General features: G+C 57.2%; 10 protein-coding genes. 5 read left to right on the forward strand and 5 right to left on the reverse strand.

Annotation, left to right across the window (positions count from 1 at the left end; all coding sequences use genetic code 11):
- Positions 1-77 precede the first annotated feature (77 nt).
- Positions 78-1,160 (forward strand): branched-chain amino acid ABC transporter substrate-binding protein, encoded by a 1,083-nt coding sequence (locus tag ACKWJN_RS00920; protein ID WP_408593700.1) that lies wholly within the window; start codon positions 78-80, stop codon positions 1,158-1,160.
- Positions 1,161-1,236: 76 nt separating this feature from the next.
- On the opposite strand, the gene ACKWJN_RS00925 is transcribed toward ACKWJN_RS00920, so the two are convergent.
- Complete coding sequence (locus tag ACKWJN_RS00925) at positions 1,237-2,745, reverse strand: glycosyltransferase family 39 protein (RefSeq protein ID WP_408593644.1); 1,509 nt, start codon at positions 2,743-2,745, stop codon at positions 1,237-1,239.
- A gap of 262 nt (positions 2,746-3,007) precedes the next feature.
- On the opposite strand from ACKWJN_RS00925, the gene ACKWJN_RS00930 reads away from it, so the two are divergent.
- Complete coding sequence (locus ACKWJN_RS00930; RefSeq protein WP_408593646.1) at positions 3,008-3,178, forward strand: hypothetical protein; 171 nt, start codon at positions 3,008-3,010, stop codon at positions 3,176-3,178.
- Between the two features lie 116 nt (positions 3,179-3,294).
- Positions 3,295-4,281 carry an AEC family transporter gene (locus tag ACKWJN_RS00935; protein WP_408593648.1) on the forward strand — a complete coding sequence of 329 codons (987 nt, stop codon included), beginning with the start codon at positions 3,295-3,297 and terminating at the stop codon, positions 4,279-4,281.
- A gap of 54 nt (positions 4,282-4,335) precedes the next feature.
- Here ACKWJN_RS00935 and ACKWJN_RS00940 read toward each other — a convergent pair whose 3' ends face one another.
- Genes ACKWJN_RS00940 through ACKWJN_RS00955 form a run of 4 tightly spaced genes read right to left on the reverse strand, consistent with a single transcriptional unit; the run spans position 4,336 to position 12,163 of the window.
- Complete coding sequence (locus tag ACKWJN_RS00940; RefSeq protein ID WP_408593650.1) at positions 4,336-4,791, reverse strand: RidA family protein; 456 nt, start codon at positions 4,789-4,791, stop codon at positions 4,336-4,338.
- On the reverse strand, positions 4,788-5,786 hold the full coding sequence (locus ACKWJN_RS00945) for a transglutaminase N-terminal domain-containing protein (protein ID WP_408593652.1): 999 nt from the start codon (positions 5,784-5,786) through the stop codon (positions 4,788-4,790). Before ACKWJN_RS00945 ends, ACKWJN_RS00940 begins: the two co-directional genes overlap by 4 nt.
- Before the next feature lie 2 nt (positions 5,787-5,788).
- Positions 5,789-8,620: a circularly permuted type 2 ATP-grasp protein gene (locus tag ACKWJN_RS00950; protein WP_408593653.1), complete on the reverse strand. Its 2,832-nt coding sequence runs from the start codon at positions 8,618-8,620 to the stop codon at positions 5,789-5,791.
- Positions 8,621-8,650: 30 nt separating this feature from the next.
- Positions 8,651-12,163, reverse strand: coding sequence for a DUF2126 domain-containing protein (locus ACKWJN_RS00955; protein WP_408593655.1), 3,513 nt, complete (start codon positions 12,161-12,163; stop codon positions 8,651-8,653).
- An 86-nt stretch (positions 12,164-12,249) separates the two neighbouring features.
- Between ACKWJN_RS00955 and ACKWJN_RS00960 the strand changes: the two genes are divergently transcribed.
- On the forward strand, positions 12,250-12,675 hold the full coding sequence (locus ACKWJN_RS00960; protein WP_408593657.1) for a surface-adhesin E family protein: 426 nt from the start codon (positions 12,250-12,252) through the stop codon (positions 12,673-12,675).
- A 220-nt stretch (positions 12,676-12,895) separates the two neighbouring features.
- The gene (locus tag ACKWJN_RS00965; protein WP_408593702.1) at positions 12,896-15,244 is read left to right on the forward strand and encodes a DNA internalization-related competence protein ComEC/Rec2; all 2,349 of its coding nucleotides are present in this window, start codon (positions 12,896-12,898) and stop codon (positions 15,242-15,244) included.
- The last annotated feature ends 38 nt before the right edge of the window (positions 15,245-15,282 follow it).

Below are 15,282 nucleotides of genomic sequence, written 5' to 3' on the forward strand. Positions count from 1 at the left end.
TCACCAAGGAGTTTTGTATGCGCATCCCTTTCAAATTCACATGGATTGCTGGTCTGACGGTTGCCACTGGCTTGGCAATGGCGCAAGAGCAAGTGGTCAAAATTGGACACGTTGGCCCCATGAGTGGCGCGATTGCGCACTTGGGCAAAGACAATGAAAACGGTGCGCGCATGGCGATCGAGGACCTCAATGCCAAAGGGTTGAGCATTGGCGGCAAAAAAATCAAGTTTGAGCTGCTGGCCGAAGACGATGCAGCAGACCCCAAGCAAGGTACAGCTGCCGCACAAAAGCTGGTGGACGCCAAGGTGGCTGGGGTGGTGGGGCACTTGAATTCGGGGACCACGATTCCTGCTTCCAGGATTTACAGCGATGCCGGGATTCCGCAAATCTCCCCATCCGCCACCAACCCCAAATACACCCGCCAGGGTTACAAGACGGCCTTTCGCGTGGTGGCCGATGACGTGCACCTGGGCGGTACTTTGGGCCGCTATGCGGTGAAAGAACTCAAGGGCAAAGCAATTGCGGTGATTGACGACCGCACGGCCTATGGACAAGGGGTGGCCGAAGAGTTTGAAAAAGCAGTCAAGGCCGCGGGGGGGCAGTTGGTTGGACACGAGTTCACCACGGACAAAGCTACCGATTTCATGCCCATCTTGACCACGATCAAAGGCAAGAAACCCGACATCATCTTTTTTGGTGGCATGGACGCTGTGGGCGGACCCATGCTCAAGCAAATGAAGTCTTTGGGCATTTCAGCCAAGTTCATGGGCGGCGACGGCATTTGCACCACCGAGTTGTTCAAGCTGGCAGGTGACGCCATAGGCGAGGGCCAAGTGATTTGTGCCGAAGCCGGTGGTGTCGATGGTGCCCAGAAGAAAGGCATGGAAGACTTTGCTGTGAAATACAAAAAACGCTTTAACGACGAGACCAAGCTTTACTCGCCCTATGTGTATGACGCGGTCAACGTGATGGTGGACGCCATGCAGCGTGCCAAGTCGACCGACCCCGCCCAGTACTTGCCTGAGTTGGCCAAAACGAGCGGCTACAAGGGCGTGACAGGGGTGATTTCCTTTGATGCCAAAGGCGACATCAAGAACGGTGCCCTCACGCTCTTCACCTACAAGGCGGGCAAGCGCGATCAGATTGCTGTGGTCCGCTGACCTGCGGGGCACGACAGCTTTCAACAAAACCACCTTCGGGTGGTTTTGTGCTTTCTAGCGCTATGCGGCCACCCGGTCAGGGTTTGGGCGGCACATAGGCAAAGGCGATGTAGGCAAAAGGAATGTGGAGCGGAAACCTCAGCCCTTGGCTGGCGATGGTCAATTCGATCGCCTCAGGCGTTTGCCCTTGTTGTGTCAGCCAGGCGCGCATGTCGGCTTCACACGTGCTGGGTTCGGGGTGATTGAGCGGCCCCAAGGGGCACAGCAACAAGCCCGCTTGTTGTTGCCAACCTTCCAGTGGCGTGACGGTGGCCGGAAATTGGTCAGGGACACCGGGTATCACCCGCAAATCAGGATTGCCATAGAACGACAGCAGTGCATTCTCTGCCCACTGACCGCCAACCCAACGCAGGGTTTGATTCGGATAGCGCTCTTGCCATGTTGCGAGCAGGGCGTGTGCGGCTTCGCGGCGAGGCAGGTAGTGGTTGGGGGTGCCGTTTTGGGCTTGATGCCAGGCATACCAAGGGCTGACCAAGACAACCAGCAAGCACCAAGCCAGAAAGCATGTGCGCAACTTGGACAGAGCCGTGTTGGGTTCGACTGCACCCTGGGTCAGGTTGCGCAACCAGAGCAAGGAAAACCCATAACCAATCGGAATGGCCCAGGGGATGGAGAGTTCCACGAAGCCGCTGATGCCAAACATCAGCGTGATCATCCACGGCAACATGGCGATCCAAAACAAGGTGTCATCCCATCCATGGGGCAACCAACTGCTCAGCAGACGTTGTGGCCAGGTGCTTAGGCGTTGGCGCAAGGTGGCCTCAGGGGCATAGACCCAGGTGCACAACAACCAAGGCAACAGCCAATAGGCCAAGGGCGAAATGGCAAATTTCAACACCATGCGCCAACTCACGCCGTCGTCACTGGCTTGCTCGCCAACATAGCGCAAGGTGACCCAGGCATGGTCTTGCAGCCACATCAGATGGGGCAACAGGCACACCCCAAAGACCGCCAAGGTCAACCAGGGTTTGTAAGAGCCGAACCATCGACGACCGTTGGCAGAGGCCAGAGAACTCAAAAACACGGCCAGCAAAAATACACCGCTGTAGTACTTGCCAAGCATGCTCAGCGCGCTGATGACTCCTAAACTGACCGACCAAACCAAGCCAGCGCGGCCTTGGCTGCTGACGCAGCGAACCCAGGCCAACACCACCCAAGGCCAAGCGCTCAACAAAATGGCGTTGGCATTGAACTTCACCGCCAAGGTGCTGTAGGGAAAAGCCAAACACAGCAGCAGGGCTGAGGGCAGCGCCAAGTCTGGCCGCCCCATGGCTTGTGCGACCTTGTAAACACCGAGCAAGGCAAGGGCCACATTGAGGTAAGACAGCAGATGGTAAGAGGCGTCCAGGTGGGGCAGAAACAGGAACCAAGCGCCAGTGATCCAAGCAAACAAGGGCGGGTGCTTGGCGCTTCCCCAGGCCCAGTGTTGGCCCCAGGCAAAGTTCTCCAGCATGTCGGCATAGCCATCCAGGTTGGTGTCGGCAATGCCGTGGGCCAATACCCAAGCCAATACGTGAAGCGCCAACACCACACCAATACCGATGGACCATGAAGGGCGGGGTGAAGAAGAGGTGGGGGTAGACAGGGACAGACAGTACTTTCGGAGTCGAAAAATTATAGGAGTCTTGTCGTTGTTTGAGGCTTCAAGCCCTTGCCGACTCTATAAAAATCAAGGACTTACAAAATTTTTAGATTTTTTTCACGACATGTGTCCACCAAATCTTGCTGTCACGCGTTGTTTGCTCATCGAGTTCTGAGGAGCCTACGTGGACAAGTCAGTATTTCAAATGGATCCCCCTGATGTCGCCTTGGAGCGACGCTTCAAATGTGTGCCTGCTGAAAAGCCGGGCATCAAAGCCACCTTTGACCGCATTCGTGCCCAATTGGCCCAAGAAGCCGAGCAAAGAAGCCGTCCAGTGTCGCGCATTTATTCCGGCTTCAGAGCCGTGAAAGCTTAAGTTATATTTTTTGGCTGCGTTGATTTGCAGTCGAGTGGACAGGGCCCCTGAGTTGGGGCCTTTTTCATTGGGATAATCATCCCATTCTCCAAGCGCAAAGCGCTTTCTAAGGCCTCATGTTGTTCGTGCTCAGTTCGTTGTTGCCGGTGGTGGTGTTGATTGCCATTGGTTTCTGGGCCGGTTGGCGTGGTTGGGTCACGCAAGAAGGCTCAAGAGACATATCGCAGCTCACCTTCATGGTGTTGGCGCCAGCCTTGTTGTTTCGAACCATGAGCCAGGTTCACTTAGACCAGCTGGATGTCGAGCCTGTTGGCATGTACTTTGTGGGTGCGATTGGCTTGTTTGCGGTGTTGTTCTTGAGTCTTGGATGGAACCGACGCGCCACGGTGTTGGCCTTGGCGGCCACTTTCAGCAACACCGTCATGCTGGGCATTCCCTTGATTGGATTGATGTATGGCCCGCCTGGCCTGGTGTATTTGTTCACCCTGATTTCTTTGCACGCCCTGGTCTTGCTGACTTTGGCCACGGTGGTGTTGGAGTTGGTGGTCGCCCGTGAGGAGGCTTCAGCGGTTGGCGATGCCTCTACCAAACTCCATGCTTTGGTGACCATCTTGATCGCGGTGCGCAATGCTGTTTTTCATCCGGTCCCTTTGCCGATCTTGTTGGGCCTGGCCTTTGGGCAACTGGGCTGGGTCATGCCGGAAACATTGGACAAACCGCTTCAATGGATGGGCAATGCCTTTGGGCCTTTGGCCTTGCTGTTGGTGGGCATCACCTTGGCTGGGGTGTTGCACGACCTGCGTCAATCTTGGGCCGGACAGAGCCGATCACAGGCCATGCGGCCCTTGTGGGTGGCCACCAGTCTGGCCTTGCTCAAGAACCTGGGCCACCCTTTGCTTGTGCTGATACTTGGGTGGGCTTTTGGCGTGACGGGTTTGGCACTGGCGGTGATGGTCAGCGCTGCGTCAATGCCTATTGGTGCCAATGTGTTTTTGTTTTCTCAGCGCTATGGGGTGGGACAAGAGGAAGTGCCAACGGCCGTGGCTGTGTCAACCGTGTTGGCGATGGTCACGGTGCCCTGGGTGCTGAGCTGGGTGCAGTGAGCCACTTGAGCTGCGTGGTGCGCAGCAGGGTTGCAAATGTGTGAGCCTGGGTGCTCAGGCCAGCTCGGCAATCAATTCAATTTCTACGCAAGCACCCATGGGCAGTTGGGCCACGCCAAAGGCGCTGCGTGCGTGGGCACCTTTGTCGCCAAAGACTTCGCCAATCAATTCACTGCAACCGTTGGTCACCAGGTGCTGCTCGGTGTAGTCGGACGTGGAGTTGACCAGGCTCATGACTTTCACAATGCGTTGCACCTTGTTTAAGTCACCCACTGCGGCGTGCAAGGTGCCCAGCAAGTCGATGGCCACTGCGCGTGCGGCGGCTTTGGCTTGGTCGGTGGTCATGTTGAGGCCTAGTTGGCCTACCCAGGCTTTGCCGTCTTGTTTGGCAATGTGGCCGCTCAAGAACACCATCTTGCCGCTTTGCACAAACGGCACATAGGCTGCCGCAGGCACGGCCACGGGGGGCAGGGTGATGTGGAGGGCTTGCAGGCGGTCGTAAATGTTCATGGAAGTCTCTCCAGAGTGTTGGACTGAGAAATTTTAGGCGCATGGGGTTGTTCGCCTTCGATTTCTTCCAAGTGGTCGTCGATGGGAAATACCGTGACGCCGACCTCCAAGGTATGGCTTGCACCGCCGTGGATCACACCACGTACCGGGGAGACGTCACCAAAATCTCGCCCGAGGGCGAGGGTGACATAGTCTTCACCGGGTGAATTCAAACCCCAACGGTTGTTGGTTGGGTCGAGGTCAAACCATTGACCGTGGGTGGTCAATTCGTCATCAACGCAATCGGGTATGTACAAGGACACCCAGGCGTGAGAGGCATCGCTGCCAATCAAACGTTCTTGCCCTTCAGGTGGTTCGGTCAACAAATAGCCGCTGACATAACGTGCCGCCAAGCCTTGGGTGCGCAAGCAACAGAGCAAGATGTGGGCAAAGTCTTGGCAAACGCCTTGTCGTTTGGCCAAAGCTTCACGCGCCGGGGTATTGATGTCGGTGCTTTCGCTGGCGTATTCAAACTCTTGATGGATGCGCGTCATCAAATCACACGCAGCAGCCAACACCGGGCGTTGTGGGGTAAAGCTGGCACGGGCGTATTCCGCAAAGTCAGCATGTGGCGTCACATAGGGGGATGCAAAGACGTACTCGTTGGCCGCATCCCAAGCCGCGCCTGCATGGTAGACAAAATGCTCTCGAACTTTTTCCCAAGTTGGGGTTTGAGCGACTTGGTCTGGGTCGAACGTTGAGCGGTGGGTGTCTACCAAACTGCTGGCGACAATTTGCAAGCTGGAGTGGGCCAACGGCAATGAAAAAAAGCTCCGCATATTGCCAAACACGTCGATGTGGTCGCTGCGTGCAGCAGGGGCTGGTGTGATGTTCAAGTCTGCATTGCGCACCGTTTGTGAGGGCATGCTGCGGGGCAACAAGTGCGCCATGTGCTGCGCGGTTTCCACTTGCGGCGCATAGTGGTAGGCGGTGGTGTGCAAGACGTGCAGCAACATGGTCAGGCTCCGACGCTGTCGCCGTCTTGGGTGTGGCTGAAGTATTGGCCTGAGATAGCGTCTGAAACTTGCCATGCAGCTTGGACACACGCTGACAGACAAGCGCGCAGCTGCGGCAGTTGACCCTGTGCATCATGCTGACACAGTGCGTCGATTGGGGTTTGCTGCAGATCAGGCACGAGTCGGGCTAACGCGTCAGGCTCGCCCATCGGGGTTTTCGCCAGTTTGGACAGGCGAGATCGCATGGAGCGCGTCACCCAGGCCAAGGAGCGCGGATTTTCGTTGTCTTGAATCAACAGCTCCACCAATGGGGCGAGGTCGCGGCTTTGCTGGTACTGGGCTTGAAAGGTGATGGTGCTGTCAAACAAAGCCAACAAGGCCGTGAAATGTGAGCTGTTGTCAATGGCTTGCAAAGGCTGAATTGGGTTGCTCAAGGTGGCTGGTGTCACCTCAAATGCGCCCACTTCAACGGCCAAGTCCAGAGCCGCTGACAAGAAGCCCAACCGTTCAACATGTCGCCCGATGCTCAACAGTTGCCATCCGTCATCGCGTGTCATGCGGTCGGTTTGGGCGCCTGTGATGGCCGCCAAGGCCGAGCTGGCGGCGTCGAGGGCTTGCAAAGCCTGAATGGCTGAAAACTCGGGGTGTGGTGTGGTGTGGGCGCAGTGGTTGCTGAATTGCTCCACGCAATGCACGATGGCATTCCAGTGCTCAGGCGACAACCGTTCTCTCAAGGACGATGCAGCTTGGCGCAAGGCGCGCAGGTTGTAACCCACGCTGGTGGTGTGTTCGTCTTGATCCAAACACGCGATCAGGGTGCGTTCAAACACCCGCCTGCGCGTGACCGTGTGGTGGGGGATGATGAGTCCTGCGATGGGGTTTTGCGGGGCAGGTGCGCCAAACGGGATCAGGCCTTGGCGTTGGCTGAGTTGCTGCAACCAGACCCACAGGCTGTTGGAGGCTGGGTCTTCTGCGTTGAGAGCTTCCAGGCACAAACGCACCAGCCGCACCATGTTCTCGCTGCGCTCGGTGTAGCGGCCTAACCAATACAGGTTTTCAGCGGCGCGGCTGGTGACCAACCGTGCGCGAGGTGTAAAGCCTGCCAAGCCCGAGCTTTTTGTCAGCAACGTGCTGCGGTCTACATCGGCCTCGGTTTGTATCCAGACATCGGCGCTGCTGCCGCCGCGCTGCATCGAGGCGATTTCGGCGTTCGGCGCGGCAATTCGGGCCAAACCGCCTGGGAGCACCCGCCAAGAGTCGGCACCATCGCGCAAGGCAAACACGCGCAACATGACCGATCGGGGGACGATGCCTTCTTGGGCATTTTTCCAAGTCGGCATTTGCGACAGGGGCACATAGGCTTGCAAGGTATGTCGGTCGGGTTGACGTGTGATGCGCCCGACCCATTCATCGCGTGCGGCTTGGGTGAGCGAGCGGCCCAGCGCAGCGTCAAAACTGCCGTGACTGGCCAGACCGGGATAGGTGGGTTTGATGACCATTTGGTCCAGTTGGGGAAGCACGGAGGCTTGTGCCGCCCGCTCCCCGCACCACCAAGTGTCCAAGGCCGGCAATTGCAAGGTTTCACCCAAGAGGGTTTGGCTCAAAGCTGGCAAAAAGCCCATCAAGGCCGGAGATTCTAAAAACGCCGAACCTGGGGCGTTGGCGACCACCACATGCCCTGCACGAACCGCTTGGAGCAAGCCAGGAATGCCCAAGGTAGAGTCTGCGCGCAACTCCAAGGGGTCTAAAAATTCGTCGTCCAAACGTTTGAGCAGCACATGCACAGGCTCCAAGCCGCGCAGGGTTCGCAAGTACAGGCGCTCGTCGCGCACGGTCAGGTCGTTGCCCTCTACCAAGCTCAGGCCCAGGTAGCGTGCCAGGTAAGCATGCTCAAAGTAGGTTTCGTTGTAGGGGCCGGGTGTGAGCAACGCCACATGCGCTGCTGACCCTGCGGGGCTGTGATTTTTCAGCGATTCAACCCAAACGCGATAGGTCGCAGCCAAGCGTTGGATGTTCATGGTTTCAAACGCTTGCGGAAATTGGCGAGAGATCAGCAAGCGGTTTTCCAGCAAATAGCCCAAGCCTGAGGGAGCTTGCGTGCGTTGCGACACCACGGCCCACTGGCCGTTGGGCCCACGGGCCAGGTCAAAAGCTGCGATGTGCAAGTGGGTCCCACCGACGGGTGCTACCCCATGCATGGCACGCAAATAGCCAGGGTGGCCTTGCACCAGAGCAGGTGGAAGCATGGCTTGGCGGATCAATTGCTGAGGGCCATAGACGTCGGCCATCACGCGTTCTAGCAAACGTGCACGTTGCTGGACGCCTCGGTCGATCTGTTGCCAGCTTTGCGGCGTCAAGATCAGAGGAAACAGATCGACGGCCCAGGGTCTTTGAGGCCCCCCCTGGCTGGCATAGACGTTGTAGGTGATGCCGTTGTCGCGAACTTGGCGCGCCAAAGTTTGGGTTCTGCGATCGAGATCGTCCAGGCCTGTGGGGCCTAACTGCTCAAAAAAAGCACGCCAAGGAGGCGCCAGCTCGGTGATGTGGTTGACCGGGGGGGGCTGAGGAGGGATGGTTTCGGCGCTTTCCTGACGTATGTGAGGGAAAGGGCTGAAAGGCCGTGTTTGGCTTTGAAACTGTGTCGACGCCGAGGGGCCTTGAGTTTGCGACTGCGTTTGAGACGCCAGCGTGGCGGGCAGCGACTTGACCGGAGCACACTGTCCCCGCAGCTCATCAAAATGCCCGCTGTCAGCCGGGTGCGCCAAGGCGCTCACTGCATCAGCCAAAGCTGGTGTGGTCGAGGGCTCGGCGGTTTGCGTTTGGGGTGTGTCCACGGTGGGCGCATTGTCTCATCGTGGGCAAGTTCAACGGCGCAGGTCCAGCGTGAAGGGGAACTCCTTGCTGGCGGCCACCCCCACCGTGGCAGGACCTATGTCGAGCTTGCCGGGTGTGTGGCCCAGTGGAGAGAATCGCGAGAGACGACGGCTTTCTGCTTCGTACGCATTGACTGGGAAGCTGTCGTAGTTGCGCCCGCCGGGATGGGCCACGTGGTACTGGCAGCCGCCGATGGAGCGTTTCATCCAGGTGTCCACGATGTCAAAGGTCAAGGGCACATGCACGCCAATGGTCGGGTGCAAGGCAGACGAGGGGGCCCACGCTCTGTACCTCACACCCGCCACGTATTCGCCCACTGTGCCTGTGGGTTGCAAGGGCAGGGCCCGTCCATTGACCGTCACTGCGTGACGGCTGGGGTTCAAGCCTGTGACATGCACTTCGATGCGTTCTAGCGATGAGTCCACATAGCGCACGGTGCCCCCGCTGGAGCCCTCTTCACCCATGACATGCCAGGGTTCTAAGGCATTGCGCAGCGTCAAGGATGTGCCCAAGGTGTTGAGCTCGCCCACACGGGGAAAACGGAATTCAAAGTGTGGTGAAAACCAAGCCGGATCGAAATGAAAGCCGCTGTCGCCCAGTTCGGTGAGCACGTCGTCAAAGTCCGTTTTGACAAAGTGTGGCAACAAGAACCGATCGTGCAGCTCGGTGCCCCAACGGGTGGCCGGCGCTTCGTAGGGTTGCGCCCAGAAGCGTGCAACCAAAGCGCGAAGCAGCAGTTGCTGCACCACGCTCATGCGGGCATGGGGGGGCATTTCAAAGGCACGCAATTCCAGCAAACCCAAACGGCCGGTGGACGAGTCAGGCGAGTAGAGCTTGTCGATGCAAAACTCTGAGCGGTGGGTGTTGCCCGTGACGTCAATCAGCAGGTTGCGCAAGCTGCGGTCGACCAACCAAGGTGGCAAATCGGCACCGAACTTTGCGCGGTTGTTGCGAATTTCGCCAAGGGCAATTTCCAGTTCGTAAATTTGATCGTTGCGTGCTTCGTCGACACGAGGCGCTTGGCTGGTCGGGCCAATGAACATCCCGCTGAACAAATAGCTCAAGGAGGGGTGGTTGTGCCAGTAAAGGATCAAGCTGGCCAGAAGTTCGGGCTTGCGCAGGAACGGACTGTCAGCCGGGGTGGCGCCGCCCATGACCACATGGTTACCGCCACCCGTACCCGTATGGCGGCCGTCGGTCATGAACTTTTCTGCGGACAGTCGGGACTCGAAAGAAGCTTGGTACAAAAATTCCGTGTGCGCCACAATCTCTTGCCAGTTGTGGGCGGGGTGGATGTTCACTTCAATGACACCAGGGTCTGGCGTGACAGCTAACAGTTTCAGCCGTGGATCACGTGGTGGCCCATAACCTTCCAACACAATGCGCATGTTCAGTTCTTGAGCGGTCGCCTCAATCGCGCTGAGCAACTCCAAATAGTCTTCCAGGCGTGTCAACGGCGGCATGAACACATACATCAGGCTTTGCGATGCGCTGCCCAACTTGGTGGCCAGTTCAACGTTGGGGCCATTGGCTCTGGAGGGGTCACGCACTTCGACGCAGATGGCGGTGCGGGTGATCCAAGAGGCTGATTCAAATTTCGAGGGGACTGTGTTGGGTGCTGTATCGCGCTGGCCGGAACCGTTTTTGCCAGCAGCACCCTTTGCGGGGTCTAGCGCCGGTTCGTGGGTTGCCAAAGCCACTGTGCCGCCTTGGGCAAAGCCTTGCCCTGAGACGTGGGCGTTGTAATGTGTGAAGCGTGCGTGGTGGGCATACTGAGCCTTCAACGCAGCAGCATGGGGCAGTGGCTGGCGTTCCGCGTAGTGGTCTTGGCTGACGGGGTAAGGGTAGTCGGATGCTGTCACCCAGGGCAGAGAGTCCAAGGGCAAGCGATAGCCCATGGGTGAATCCCCGGGTACCAAATACATGCGCTCGTCGCGTAAGAACCAAGGGCCGCTGATCCAGCGCGGCCCTGGCGCCTCGGGCTCTTTGGCTTTCAGGGGTAGAACGTAGCCCACGACTTGCTTGAGACCTTGTGTGAAAACGCGGTGCAAGCGTGCTCGCTCCATCTCATCTTCCAGTCGTGAGTCAAAGGGATCCACATTTCCGGGCAAGCGGCGCTCACGCCAGAGGTAGTACCAGGTGTCTTCAAAGCCTGCGGTGATGTGTTGACCGTCAAGACCCAACTTGTGGGCCAACGTCTGCGTGAATTTTTCCGCGTCTTCGCTGGTGTAGTGGCAAGGCACGCGTTCGTCCGCAAACAAGTCTGGGTTGTGCCAGCAGGGTTGTCCATCTGCACGCCAGTAAATGCCCAACGACCAGCGCGGCAACTGTTCACCCGGATACCACTTGCCTTGGCCAAAGTGTAAAAAACCGCCTTGGCCGTATTCGTCGCGTAATTTGTGCACCAACTCAGTGGCAAATGCGCGCTTGGTGGGGCCAAGTGCATCGGTATTCCATTCGGGCGCATCGCGGTCATCGACGGCCACAAAGGTGGGTTCGCCGCCCATGGTCAAACGCACATCACCTTCTGTGAGTCGGCGATCAACCTCGTCGCCCAAGGCCAAGATGTCCGCCCATTGGTCTTCGGTGTAAGGTTTTGTGACACGGGGTGATTCCAGGACCCGAGTCACTTTCATTTCATGGCTGAATTCAACTTCAGCTTCATCGACCAGCCCTTCAATGGGCGCAGCGCTAGATGGCTGAGGCGTACACGCCAAAGGTATGTGGCCCTCACCTGCAAACAGACCAGACGTCGGATCAAGTCCAACCCAACCTGCGCCAGGAAGGTAGACCTCGCACCAAGCATGCAAGTCGGTGAAGTCGACTTCAGTGCCGCTGGGGCCATCGAGAGACTTCACGTCTGGCACCAATTGAATGAGGTAGCCAGAGACAAAACGAGCAGCCAAGCCACATTGGCGCAGTAACTGCACCATCAACCAAGCGCTGTCGCGGCAGGAGCCGCTGCCGAGGGTGAGGGTTTCTTCCGGCGTTTGCACCCCAGGTTCCATGCGAATCAGGTAGTCGACGTCTTGATGCAATTTTTTGTTGATTTGAACCAAAAAGTCGATCGTTCGAATGGGCTCTCGTTTGAGAGCTTCCAGATCAATGGACGTGCAATAGGCTTGAAACTTTGGCGTGAGCGCCAGTTTGTCCAAGTAAGGCGCCAGTTCCAACGACGTGGCCTTGTCATAACTGAAAGGGAATTTTTCAGCGTTGGGCTCAAGGAAAAAGTCAAACGGGTTGTAAACCGCCATTTCGACCACCAAATCCACCGTGACTTTGAATTCGGTCGTTTTTTCATGAAAAACCAAGCGCGCCTGGTAGTTTGCAAAGGGGTCTTGCTGCCAGTTGATGAAATGCTCGGGCTCAACGGTGAGCGAATAAGAAATGATGTTGCTGCGGCAATGGGGTGCAGGCCTTAGGCGAATGACTTGCGGGCCCAGTTCTACCAGCCTGTCATAGCTGTAGTGGGTAACGTGGTGAAGTGCAGCATGGATAGACATGCGTGTATTAAAGCAAAACGTGAGCCAATCAACATGCGCCAATCTGGTGCGCTTAAGTTTTTGTCTGCGCTGACGATAAGAGGGGCATGCAAACAACTCGTTTCCTTGCCGCCGTGACTCTTTGGGTCTTGGCCCTTTTTTGTCCTGGGATCTGCAGAGCCGAATGGAGTGAAATTTCCAAGGACGAGGATGTGGCCTATTACTTTGACAAAGATGCCGTCATGCCGGTGCATGTTTCTCGCTATGCCTGGACGCTGGTGGACTTTCCCAAAGGAGAGAAAACACCAGGCGGGGACAGTTACAAGTCGGTCATGACGCGCTGGCGCATGTATTGCAAAACCGACATGGTGGTGAAGCTTTCTGTGAGTTATTTTGAAAAACCCATGGGCAAAGGCAAAGAGGTGGCGGCTGAAGATGCACCCGAGTTCCGTTTGCGAGAAGCCCCTATCCGGCCCAACACTTATTTGGCCAGCCTCAAAAAAGAAGTGTGTTCGACCAAACCCGCGTCTTAAGTTGGTTCAGCTGACGCAACAAGCAGTCTTTGCATGGGTGCGCTTCCAGCTCAGTTTGCACCACCCTGCGACTTTGTGAGCAGTCCCCTTACCTTGTGAGCGCAGTTTGGCTAGATTGCCCAATTCTGCGTTCACTGGGTTTGGCTTGAATTCATTGATATTGCCTTTTTGCATAGGGTGGCTGGCGGGCACTGCTTGGCAGTTACAAGCCCCTGAGCTGTTGGCTTGGCCCTTTTATGTTGTTCAATGCTTTGCTGGGCTGGCCTTGACAGTGACGGCTTGGGTGTTGCCACGAGCCGACACTCGTTGGGCCGTCAGTCGATCTGCTTTATTGCTGTGTTTGGGTACGTTTGCGCTTGCCTATGGCCAAACGGGTTGGCGGGCTTGTCAATATCTTGAGCAGTCGTTGTCGCCTGCATTGGAAGGGCGAACTTTGACCCTTGTTGGCGTTGTCGCGGCCATGCCCCAGCGCGTGGGGGACAACAGTTGGCGATTTCGTTTTGATGTGGAATCTGGGCCGCAGGGTGTGCCACGGCGATTGCTTTTGGGATGGTACGGAACCAAGGCAGAGGAAGCCCAGTCACTGATCCTCGATGAAGCTTCGCAGCAGCTCAGGGCAGGAGATCGTTGGCGCATGGATGTGCGTTTGAAAGCACCCCATGGGCACATCAATCCCCATGGGTTTGACTACGAGTTGTGGCTTTGGGAGCAGGGAATTCAAGGCACAGGGTATGTGCGGCTGGGGGTCAAAGATGCTCGACCTCAGTGGCTAGGACCGACGGGATGGCACCCGATTGAGCGATCTCGTCAACGCGTGCGCGACGCAGTCGATCAACAGGTCAATGACCGTCAAAGTGCGGGTATTGTGGCTGCATTGTTGCTAGGCGACCAGGCTGCCATTGAGCGTGCCGATTGGGACGTGTTTCGGGCCACAGGCGTGGCGCATTTGATGGCCATATCGGGTTTGCACATCACGGGCTTGGCTTGGTTGGTTGCTGTATGGGCCCGTTGGTTGTGGTGCCGCAGCGATGTCTGGTCGCGATGGCGCTCCTGGTGCTTGTGGCTGACGGCGCCTCAAGCGGCCTTGTTGTGTGGCACTTTCGCAGCGTTTCTCTACGCGTTATTCACTGGCTGGGGCATACCAGCGCAGCGCACCGTTTGGATGCTGTTGACCGTGAGTGCCTTACGCTGGCAAGGGCTGCGCTGGCCTTGGCCCATGACGTGGGGCTTGGTGTGCGTGGTCGTGGTGGCACTGGATCCATGGGCTTTGCTGCAGGCTGGGTTTTGGCTCAGTTTTGTGGCGGTCGGTATCTTGTTTGCAACCGGCTTGGAGGATTTGCACAGCGCAAACACGTGGACGGCCCTGGTTTGGCACAGGGGTTTACTCATGGTGCGCGAGCAATGGCTGATGAGTGTTTGTCTGGCGCCGTTGAGTTTGGTGCTATTTCATCAAGTCTCTTTGGTTGGCATGCTGGCCAATGTGCTGGCTGTTCCATGGGTCACCTTGATCGTGACGCCGCTGTGTTTGTTGGGTTTGCTCTGGTCCGATGCATGGTCGTTGGCTGCTTGGTTTTTGGAAGGTCTGCTGGAGGTCTTGCGCTGGATGTCCAGTGTGTCTTGGGCCCAGTGGTCTTCGCCTGCAGCGCCAGTTTGGGCTAGCACGTCAGCCATGTTGGGCATGCTTTTGGTGGTGCTGCGATTACCGCTGTGGATTCGCTTGTGTGGGCTGACCTTGGTATTGCCCGTCTTGAGTTGGCAGGTCCCACGACCTTTGCCTGGAGCGTTTGAGTTGATAGCGACGGATATGGGGCAGGGCCACGCAGTGTTGGTGCGAACGGCGCACCACGCTTTGTTGTACGACACCGGGCCTCGTTATTCTGTGGAGACCGATGCGGGGCAACGGGTGTTGGTGCCGCTCTTGCGCAGTTTAGGGGAGCGGTTGGATGGTCTGATCATCAGTCACCAAGACAGCGATCACAGTGGCGGCGCGCTCTCGGTGTTGGCCATGCAACCGCAGGCCGTGGTTTGGACGTCGATGCCTGAAGGTCATCCGCTACAAAAGTTTCATTCAATGCAGCGTTGTGAGAGGGGACAGCGTTGGATCTTGGATGGCGTTGTGTTTGAAGTTTTGCATCCTCAAACGCCAGACTACACCCGAGCGATGAAACCCAACGCCATGAGTTGTGTGTTGCGCTTGCAAAGCAGTCAGGGTGTGCGGGCCTTGTTGGTGGGCGATATTGAGGCTGACCAAGAGCGGCGCTTGATCGTTGCTGAACAAGACATGCACGCCGATTGGCTGCTGGTTCCCCATCACGGCAGTGCAACCTCTTCGACGCCAGAGTTCTTGCAAGCTGTGCGCCCTCGGGTGGCGGTTGTACAGGCGGGTTACCGCAATCGCTTTGGCCATCCTCGTCCGGATGTCATGGCTCGCTACGCCCATGAAGACGTTCTTGTGGTGCAAAGCCCCCTTTGTGGTGCATCTCTATGGTCGAGCGATCGCCCTAATTTGGTGCGCTGCGAGCGTGACCTGCAACAACACTATTGGCACCATCGTTTGCCCATGCCCTAGATATGGCATTTAATTTGCTTTTGTGTAACCAGGAGTTC

The organism is Limnohabitans sp. (genome assembly GCF_046052825.1).
Taxonomy (GTDB): Bacteria; Pseudomonadota; Gammaproteobacteria; order Burkholderiales; family Burkholderiaceae_C; genus Limnohabitans.